General features: G+C 63.7%; 8 protein-coding genes. All 8 read left to right on the top strand.

Features of this window, described 5'->3' with window-relative positions; translation table 11 throughout:
* Positions 1-136 precede the first annotated feature (136 nt).
* The gene (locus ABWU19_RS13330) at positions 137-841 is read left to right on the top strand and encodes a hypothetical protein (RefSeq protein ID WP_435902157.1); all 705 of its coding nucleotides are present in this window, start codon (positions 137-139) and stop codon (positions 839-841) included.
* Between the two features lie 64 nt (positions 842-905).
* A complete protein-coding gene (locus tag ABWU19_RS13325) occupies positions 906-2,213 on the top strand; it encodes a S8 family peptidase (protein WP_435902156.1) in 1,308 nt (435 codons plus the stop codon).
* 175 nt (positions 2,214-2,388) lie between these two features.
* Positions 2,389-3,534 (top strand): hypothetical protein, encoded by a 1,146-nt coding sequence (locus ABWU19_RS13320; protein ID WP_435902155.1) that lies wholly within the window; start codon positions 2,389-2,391, stop codon positions 3,532-3,534.
* Positions 3,535-3,645: 111 nt separating this feature from the next.
* Positions 3,646-4,299: a LamG-like jellyroll fold domain-containing protein gene (locus ABWU19_RS13315; RefSeq protein ID WP_435902154.1), complete on the top strand. Its 654-nt coding sequence runs from the start codon at positions 3,646-3,648 to the stop codon at positions 4,297-4,299.
* A 670-nt stretch (positions 4,300-4,969) separates the two neighbouring features.
* Positions 4,970-5,569, top strand: a complete 600-nt coding sequence (locus tag ABWU19_RS13310) for a hypothetical protein (protein WP_435902153.1) — start codon at positions 4,970-4,972, stop codon at positions 5,567-5,569.
* 66 nt (positions 5,570-5,635) lie between these two features.
* Positions 5,636-7,381 carry an adenine deaminase gene (gene ade / locus ABWU19_RS13305; protein ID WP_435902152.1) on the top strand — a complete coding sequence of 582 codons (1,746 nt, stop codon included), beginning with the start codon at positions 5,636-5,638 and terminating at the stop codon, positions 7,379-7,381.
* Positions 7,382-7,387: 6 nt separating this feature from the next.
* On the top strand, positions 7,388-8,680 hold the full coding sequence (gene guaD, locus ABWU19_RS13300; protein WP_435902151.1) for a guanine deaminase: 1,293 nt from the start codon (positions 7,388-7,390) through the stop codon (positions 8,678-8,680).
* Between the two features lie 16 nt (positions 8,681-8,696).
* Positions 8,697-9,281, top strand: coding sequence for an NUDIX domain-containing protein (locus tag ABWU19_RS13295; RefSeq protein ID WP_435902150.1), 585 nt, complete (start codon positions 8,697-8,699; stop codon positions 9,279-9,281).
* Positions 9,282-9,483 lie beyond the last annotated feature (202 nt).

Genomic DNA, 9,483 nt, shown 5'->3' with positions numbered 1-9,483 from the left:
CTCCACCAATCCCATGCCCCTCTATCGCTGGCTTAGTGGATGTATATGATAAAAGCCTGTCGGGTTGAATCTGAAGCCTGGAACGCAGGACCTTCTGGTAACTTTAGAAAACAGCGGTTCCGTCAAAGTGGCTAAGGTGCTCAAAAACGCGAGCGTGAGCAGCGGGGGTAGCACCAGCACCAGCCTAGCCCCCAGCGACCAGCTTGCTCCGGTCAGCCTGACCTTGCCCACGCCTCCCACAGGTTATACGAGTTTCCCAGGTGCACTTGTTTTCTACCTGAGCTCGAGCAACACCGGCGGTGGGGGAGTAAACGCCTCGCCCACCAGCTACCGGCCCGTGAGCGGGTTTGGCGGCGGGGATCGCTACGCGGCTCTGGTTCAGGCCAGTGCTACCAACGCCTCGCTGCTGAGCATCCAGATCTTTAGCACCGGTAGCCCTAGCCTGAGCTACCCCGCTTCCTGGTCCCCCGGTAGCCTCAGCGTGAACCAGCTGGCTCACCCCAACGTAAGCGGCCTTTCCCGGAACGATAGTGGCCTGCAAGGCTACCGGCTATACCTTCAGCTAGCAGCGCAGCTCTACTACACGGCTACCCTCAGCAAAAGCTGGCTGGGAAACACCTCGAGCTATGCCCTGCCTGATCTCTCGGCATCCAGTCTGCTGGGGTACACCCCTCCCACCGGATCGGGCAGTTTTGAGGTTTCTGCGATCCTGAGCAACAAGAGCCTGTTCGCCCTCGACTTTAATGACCCTAGTGCTTTTCAGGCCGGCGACTATTACCGTGTTGCTACTGCTGAAACCAACAGCTACAACATAGGTGGTGGCTCCATCAACCTCCCCTAAGCCATGCCAGCCTGGATATTAGACTTAGGTGGCTACAGCGTGCTGTATAGCGATGAGGTTCTGCATGCGCAGATGGTTCTGGTTTGCGGTGCTGTTGATCGGGGCCTGTACCCCTACGGGCCCCAGCCTGAGCCTTTCCCCCAGCCGCGCCGCGCTGGGGGAGGAGGTGGAGGCCCGGCTGGGCGGGATGAGTGCGGAGGGAGCCCAGGTTTTTGTGGGTGGGGCCCCCGCCACGGTGACGATGCGTGAGGGAAACACGCTGCGCTTCCAGGTGCCGAATGTTGCCGGCGGCCCCCAGACCGTGCGGGTGGTGCAGGGCACTCAAGAGGCACGGGCCAGCCTGAATGTGCTGGGGCAGGTGGCCCCTGACCGGGTGCTGCTGCGGCTGCCACCGGGCCAGACCCCGCGCCTGCCCGCTGGCTTTACCCTGATCCGAAGTGACGACTTGCAGGCCTGCGGCTTTGCCCTGGCCGAGCTGGGCTACACCGGGGAGACCCTGGGGCGCGCGCTGGAGGAGCTGGAAGCCCAGGACCCTGCCTACAAAGCCGACCCCGAGAGCCTGTGGAGCCTGGGAAGCTGGGGCGGCGAGGCCATCGGGGCCATCGGGGCCTATCAGGCGCACAACCGTGGTCGGGGCGGGCGGGGGGTGCAGGTGGCGGTGCTCGACACCGGAGTGGATGCGGTTATCCCCCAGCTTCTCGGTTACGACTTCGTGGAGGAGGACGCCATACCCCAGGACGCCTTCCCCGGGGGGCATGGTACCGGGGCGGCGGGGCTGGTCAGGGAGGTGGCCCCGGAGGCCGGGATCCTTCCCGTGCGGGTCTGCGACGAAAACGGGGTCTGCCGCGCGAGCCGCGTGGTGCGGGGGGTGTGCTGGGTGGTGGCAAACCGCCAGGGGCCCACGGTTCTGAACCTGAGCCTGGGGGGCGACACCCCGGTGGAGGCCCTGAGGCTGGCCCTGGAGGCGGCCCTCTCCCAGGGCATTCCCGTGGCTGCCGCGGCGGGCAACCAGGGGAATCAGGGAAGCCCAGCCCATTACCCCGCAGCCCTCAATCTGCCGGGGTTGGTGGCGGTGGGGGCGCTGGATAGGGACCTCAGCCCGGCCCCCTACAGCACCCGGGGGGCTTACGTGGACATCTCGGCCCCGGGTACCGAACTGGAGTGCGTGACCCCGGGGGGTGGGCAGGGCCCCTGCACGGGCACCTCCTTCGCCACCCCCCTGGTGGCCGGGGCCATGGCCCTTTGGTTGGAAGCCCAGCCCACCCTCACCCCGGCCCAGCTTCAGCAGCACCTAGAGGCGAACGCCAAGCCCCTGCCCTTTCCCCCGCAGGAGGTGGGGAAGGGGATGCTGGATCTCTCCCAGAAGCCTTGAGGCTCTGCCTACCAAGCCCCCGGCGGAAGACCCTCCGGGGGCTGTATTTTTGCCCGGGGCGTTAATCCGCTATTCAGGGACAGTTAAGGGGTGTTTTGCTACCCTCTCGCCAGAGATGCTCAAGGGAAACAGTCAACCCAGAAACTTGCCCCGGGCCTCTCTAAGGAGATCAGCTATGAAGAAGTGGACGGCTTTAGGTCTTTTGGCGGCCCTGCTCCTGGTGGGGTGTGGGGGGATTAATGCGAACTTGAACCCAATGCAACAAATGCTCCAAGCGGAAGACGGGCTAAAGGCCGCCGCGCTCTCGTTGGCAGACGAAGCGGAGGGTTTGTTTGCCGAGGTGCTCCCAACCACCCTTCAGGGACTGGCCCCCCAGACCGAGGATACCCGGGCGCTCACCCTTGTGCAGGACGGGGATGGTATAACCATCCTGGTTTCTCTGAAGAGGGTGGGGGTGCCCAGCCAGCCATCCAGCCTTCCCGGTAGCCCCCTTGGGCTGACCATAAAATGCGCGAGTTCACCGCCCCGGTTTTGTGGTGGAAGAGCAAAGAAAATTTCCTTGGACGGGGAAACCCAAGGGTACCGTGTGGTCTGGTACGGGGAAGGGAGGGGTGGATCTCGGCAGTCTGAATCCGTTCCTCTTACCCTCACAACAGCCGAAACATCGGGAAGCGCCACTGCCAGGCAAAGGTGGAGCTACAACAAAATCGGGTTGGGTGGCTTCTGGGCCGATGCGCTGATACAATGGCCTGGCATTGAGGCTCACCTGCAATTTCCCTTGCCATCCATCCCTGGGCAAACGCTTGTCGGCTCTCTGGACCCTACCCCCTTTGAGGAGGCCTTGCGTCGGGCCTGCTGCGGCTTGCCCAAGCCCTTTGAGCCCTTTGAGGTGGACTGGCCCCCTGCGATTTTGCTCCGTGAGGACATCGTCCTAGCCTTCCTGCCTTATCGTAATCCCAGGCTCAGGGAAGCCCTGTCCGTGGAGGGGCTTTTGAACCAGCCCCTGGGCATCGCTTACTTGCGGGTGGCGAGCGAGGGGAAGCTCACAAGGGCCGATGCCGCCAGATTGGTGGAGATCAAACTGGTCCGGGAGGAACCTGATTACTACTTGGTGGTTACAGACCTCAAAGACCCCACCCGCACCAGGCGTGTTAGCGTGGGCGAGGTGGGGTGGTGTGACGGGTGCTTTGGCCAGGACCCGCCTCCTCGCTACCTTGGGATAGAGGACCGCCTGACGGATGAGCCCCTTCTTCACCTTCAGGTTGGAAACCTGCTTCTTAGGGGTATAGAAAAGAAGGACATTCGCCGTAGCATGAGGTGATCCATGGCAAAGCACCTTTCCGCCTTTCCCCTGTTTGTAATCCTCCTTTCAGCCTGCACGGGGCCCCAAATGCTCTGCACCACGCCCACCTGTCCTGTCGCCCACTGGCCTATGAACGAAGGGAATGGGGCGACCCAGGTGCAGGACGTGGTGACCAACCCCATCTTTAACCACGGCCTACCCAAGCCCGGGCCTGTTGCGGCCTGGCCTGGCTTTACCGGGCCCACCTCGGTTACCGGCCATATGAACGGGGCTCTCTACTTCCCGGGTAACGGAGCTACCTATGTGGAGGTGCCCTCCACCCCCGACCTCAACCTGGGCTATGGGAGCTTCTACCTCGAGGCCTATGTGGCCCCCGTTCAGTGCGGGGCCAATGCCTATTACCCCATCCTGGACAAGTGGGACGCTACGGGGCAAAACGGCTACACCTTCTACCTGGAAGGGGTAGGGCCCGGGCAGGTGCGGGCAGCCCTCAGGCTTGGTGGCGCGACCTTTACCTCCAGCACAAACTTTGCCGCCAACTTCCAGCCCCCCGCCACGGGCACCTGGACCAAGGTGGCGGTCAAGGTGGACGGGGGAAACGGCGCCTTCTACGTGAACGGAAACCCGGCTGGCACCTTCACCGCCCCTTCCGGGAGCACCTCCAACACCCTTCCCCTCTGGCTTGGAGCCCTGCACACCCCGCCCAGTGGGCTTTTCCACTGCGAAATCGGGTTGGATGAGGTGAGGATTGATAAAATCAACCCCACCTTCAGCACGCCGTAAGGAGGAAACCATGAAAGGCCTGAAGCTCTTTGCCCCCCTTTTCTTGGCTCTGGCCGCTTGCAGCGGCGGCCCCCAGACCCTGAACGTGAGCCTGGTGGACGGCCTTGGTGAGCCCCTTCAGCCCCTGGCTGCGGCCTGGCGCTTGGGTCCACCCCCTTCTACCTCCGGGCTTCCCTGGAATGTTCTTCCTACCGGCCAGTCCAGCTGGTCCATCTCCATTCCTTCAGGAGCCCGCTTCCAAGTTGCCTTTCGTTGCCCGGATGTGGGTACTACTCAGTTCTACGTGAGCCTGGACCTGATGCGGGGTGAGCTGGGCTCCAACCTTGTGGTGCGCTGCCCTTCGGCCTACGCCAGCCCTACAGCAACTGTGAATGGAGGTGTAAACCCTTCCCTAAGCTCTGGCACCGCTTTCTCGGCCAGGCAAACAGCGGCAGTTACCAACAGCATATTCGGAACGTCATATTCCTTGGCTGCGCCAATAGGACCGGGGCGGGAAGTGGCTGTTCTTGGGGTTTCATCGGGAAATACTTACTTCGGTCGGACTGGCCTTGTGAATATCCCACCTGGTGCAGGTTCCTTCAATGTTCTTTCCGTCCCAGCAAGTACCCTGAACGTCACGGCGTCTCATTCTTCTTCCTACGCGGGCTTGGTCCTTAACTCCTCGGTCCCTGTGAACCTCGCCACCTGGGGGAATGGGTCTCAGTCCGTGGCCCGTCCCACCAACCTGGTTGCGGGAGACCTCTTCCAGTTCTGGACCTGCCACGGCCCCCCGTTTGCCCGGTGTTGCGGTATCCTACGCAAGGATGCCCTGGATCCCATGGTGGCCCCCGGAAGTAACTTCTTCCTCCCTGTGGTGCCCAACCTATTCCTCACGGTTAACCAGACCCATAGCGCCAATAGCCTTCCTACGTTTACCTTTTCCACCACCGGCTCTTCCAGTACAGGACTGAGCCCTTTGGGCCATGCCCTCTTCCTGGCGGAACCGGGGGTACGCTACTGGCGGCACTTTGTGAGCGCCGGGGCACTGGGGGGTGCCGCTAACTACTATGTGGACGTGGAAAGCGCTTCGGGGTTTAGCGGTATCATCCCTGGCTCGGGGGCATCCGTTCAGCTAAATGCGACGATCTTCTTCGGTGACAAGCCGCTGGGCGCCCTTTTTGCCGCCAGGCCCATTCCTGAGGAAACCCATACGGCCCATACCCTTTTCCTGGACCGGATGCTGCCGGTGCGTTTGGAGGCTTTCTTCTTCTCATCTTCTTTTACCTGGTGAGGGTTTCACCTGAAGGCTTTGCTGCCTGTTGCCGCAGGCAATTGCCTGCGGTAGCATTTTTGGAACATGGCCATAGAACTCTCCGAGCTAAGGCGGGCGGTAGACGCGGCAATGGGCCGTCGCCCTGGAAGCTTGTTGCTGAAGAACGCCCGGCTGGTCAATGTGTTCAGCCTGTCGCTTCAGCACACCCACATCCTGCTGGCCGGGCGGCTGGTGGCGGCGGTGGGCCTCGAGTACGCCCAGGCCGAGGCCGAGCAGGTAATTGACCTCGAGGGCCGCTGGGTAGCGCCGGGGCTCATTGATGGGCACGTGCACCTCGAGTCCTCCCTGGTCTCGCCTGCCGAGTATGCCCGTGTGGTGGTGCCAAAAGGGGTTACGGGGGTGGTGACCGACCCCCACGAGATTGGCAACGTGGCCGGGGTGGCGGGCATCGAGTGGCTGATGGAGGCCAGCGAGGGGCTGCCACTCGAGGTCTGGGTCACGGTGCCCTCCTCGGTGCCGTCCACACCGCTCGAGACCAGTGGCGCGAGGCTGGGCCTGGCCGAGATAGAGCGGCTGCTGGCGCATCCTAGGGTGGTGGGGGTGGCCGAGCTGATGAGCTTTCCGGCCATTCTGGCCGCCGAGGACGGCGAGCTGGAGAAGGTCATCCTGGCCGAGCGCCTGCGCAAGTCGCCCGAGGGCCATGCCCCTACCCTGACCGGGCCAGCCCTGCAGGGCTACCTGGCTACCGGCATCGCCTCCGACCACGAGAGCACCACCCTGGAGGAAGGCAGGGCCAAGCTCGAGGCCGGCTGCTTCCTGATGGTGCGGGAAGGCTCAACCACGCGGAACCTGGCGGCCCTGGCGCCGCTCCTGCGCCCCGAGCACGCCGACCGGGTGGGCCTGGTAACCGACGACCGGCTGCCCTCCGATCTCCTGCGGGAGGGTGGCCTGGACTTCCTGGTGCGCAAGGCCATCGCGCTGGGGGTAGACCCCGCCTATGCCGTGCGGGCCGGGAGTTGGAATGTGGCCCGCCACTTTAGGCTGGCCCGGCGGGGGGCGGTGGCACCGGGGTTCCAGGCCGACCTGGTGGTGCTGGACGACCTGCCCAGTTTCAGTGTGGCCCAGGTGTATCAGCGCGGCAGGCTGGTGGCCGAACGGGGCCGGATGTGTGTGGAACTGCCCAAAACCAGGGTCTCGCCGGCGGTCTCCAGTACCGTTCGGCTGCCCGCCCTACAACCCTCAGACCTGCGAATTCCAGCAGGAGTGGGGAAGGTGCGGGTGGTGCGGGCTATTGCCCACCAGGTGCTGACCGCTGAGGAACACACCGAGCCCACCATTCGCGGTGGGGAAGTGGTGGCCGACCCCAGCCGCGACCTGGCCAAGCTGGTCTGCCTCGAGCGCTACGGCAAGAATGGCCAGATCGGCAAGGGCCTGGTAACCGCTTTTGGCCTGCAAAAAGGGGCCCTGGCCTGCACGGTGGGCCACGACCACCACAACCTGATGGCGGTGGGGGTCTCGGATGCCGATATTGTCACAGCAGCCAGAAGGCTCGAGGCCCTGGGCGGGGGCATGGTTGCCGTGGCCGAGGGCCAGGTGCTGGCCGAGCTGGCCCTGCCCATTGCGGGCCTGATGACCGATGAGCCGCTGGAGGCAGTGGACGCCAAACTGCAGGCCCTCGAGGCCGCCGCAAAGGCCCTTGGGGTAAACCTGCCCGACCCCTACATGGTGCTTTCCTTCCTGGGCCTGGCGGTGATCCCTGAGCTGCGCCTGACCGACTTTGGCCTGGTGGATGTGCGGCAGGGGGCGGTGGTGGGGCTCTTTGTAGAATAGCTTGCTATGACCGTCATCCTACGCGGCCTGATCGTTCACACGCCCAAGAACCCTTTCCAAGAAACCCAGGCCCTGCAGGCTTTTTCCGATGGGGGGCTGGCTTTTCGTGCTGGGCGGATTGTCGCGCTGGGAAGTTTTTCCGAGGTGCTGGCCCAGTTCCCGGATGCCCAGGTGCACGACTGCCGGGAGGGGGTACTTTTGCCAGGGTTGGTGGATACCCATGTGCACTACCCCCAGGCCCGGGTGATTGGGGCCATGGGCTACTCGCTTTTGGACTGGCTCGAGCAGCGCACCCTGCCCTTAGAGGCCAGGCTTTCCGATAACCGGCTGGCCCGCGAGCTGGCCCGCGAGTTTGTCCAGCTCCTTTTGCGCAACGGAACCACCACCGCCCTGGTCTTCGGCTCGCACTTTCAGGGGGCCACCGCCAACCTGTTTGGGGCCGCTGAGGACGTGGGCCTGCGGATGATCGCCGGGCAGGTTTGCTCCGACCGGATGCTCCTGCCCGAACTCCACACCACCCCCGAAAAGAGCTACGCCGAGCAGAAGATGCTGATCCAGCGCTTTCATGGCCGGGGAAAGCTGCGCTACGCAGTTACGCCGCGCTTTTCGCTTTCGGCCTCGGAAGCCCTGCTGGAAGTCTGCCAGACCCTGCTGCAAGAGCACCAAGACCTTCACTTCACCACCCACATCAACGAGAACCTCGAGGAAATTCGCACCGTGGCCGAGCTTTTCCCCTGGGCCCAAAACTACCTGCATACCTACGACCGCTTTGGCCTGGTAGGCGAGCGCTCGGTGTTTGCCCATAATGTTCACCCCAGCGAGCTCGAGCTGATGCGCCTGGCCGAAGCCAGAGCGGCCATCGCCCACTGCCCCAGCTCCAACGCCTTCATTGGTAGCGGCATCTTTCCCATGAAGCGTCACCTGGGCCACGGGGTGCGCTTTGGGCTGGGCTCGGATGTGGGGGGCGGTACCGGGTTCAGCCTGCTCAAGGAGGGCCTGATGGCCTATCTGGCCCAGCGCTACGCCCCGGACGGGGTGCGCCTGACCCCGGCCCACCTGCTGTACCTGGCTACCCTGGCTGGCGCCGAGGTGCTGGGTTTGGGCGAGGTGGTGGGTAGCTTTTCCCCTGGCAAGGCCGCCGATGTGATCTGGCTCAAGCCCCAGCCCGGCAGCACCCTGGAGGTGCACTTCCGCCACCTCGAGGCGGTAGAGGATTTGCTGGGCTCGCTTTTTACCCTGCACGGCGAGGCCCGGGTGCACAAGGTCTGGCTCGAGGGCCGGGAAGCCCCCCTGGACTGATGGTATCTTGGGCCGCATGGAACAGGTTTATGTCCTGCCGGCTTCGATTTTTCCGCCCCCACAGGCCAGGCTGATTCCCCTCGAGGCCCCCCTGTTGCAGAAGATCGAGCTCGAGGGCTTCTTTATAGAACGCTCCAGGGCCGAAGAAGACCCCACCTACCGCCAGATCATCCCCTACGCCCTGGTGCGCTACCGGGGCCGCTATCTGCTGATGCGGCGCACCCAGGGCGGCGGCGAGGCCCGACTCCACAACCGCTACACCCTGGGGGTGGGCGGACACATCAACCCCCAGGATGTGGGCAGCAACCCGGTGTTGGACGGCCTACGGCGGGAACTCCTGGAAGAAGTGGGCGTTCTTCGGTACACGGCTCAGCCGGTGGGCTTCATCGTTATGGCCGACAGCCCGGTGAGCCTGGTACATGCGGGTGTTGTGTTTGTGGTGGATTGCGAGGACGAGCCCCAGGTTGTGGAGGTGGATAAACTGGAGGGGCGCTTGGTTGGCCCCGGAGAAATCTGGGCGGTGTATGAAGGGCTCGAGGGCTGGTCGAAGGTGGTGGCGGACTGGCTTGGTAGGCCGAGCAGCTCGACCATAGCTAAATAAAGGAGCTCATACTTATGCGGTAGTGTACCCGATGCGCTGCCCTAGCCAGCGGTACTACGTGAGTGCCCTAACCACCGCTACGGCGTTCGCCCCCCAGGTGCATGGCCTGCTCCGCCATGCGGGCGTTCGCCAATCCGACACCCTGATTGGCCTCAGTGATGGGGCGGCCTGGATCGCCGAACTCTTTGGCGAACTGGGGGTT

Source organism: Meiothermus cerbereus (assembly GCF_051297115.1).
Classification (GTDB): Bacteria; Deinococcota; Deinococci; order Deinococcales; family Thermaceae; genus Meiothermus; species Meiothermus cerbereus_A.
This window is presented reverse-complemented; position numbering and strand designations above follow the sequence as displayed.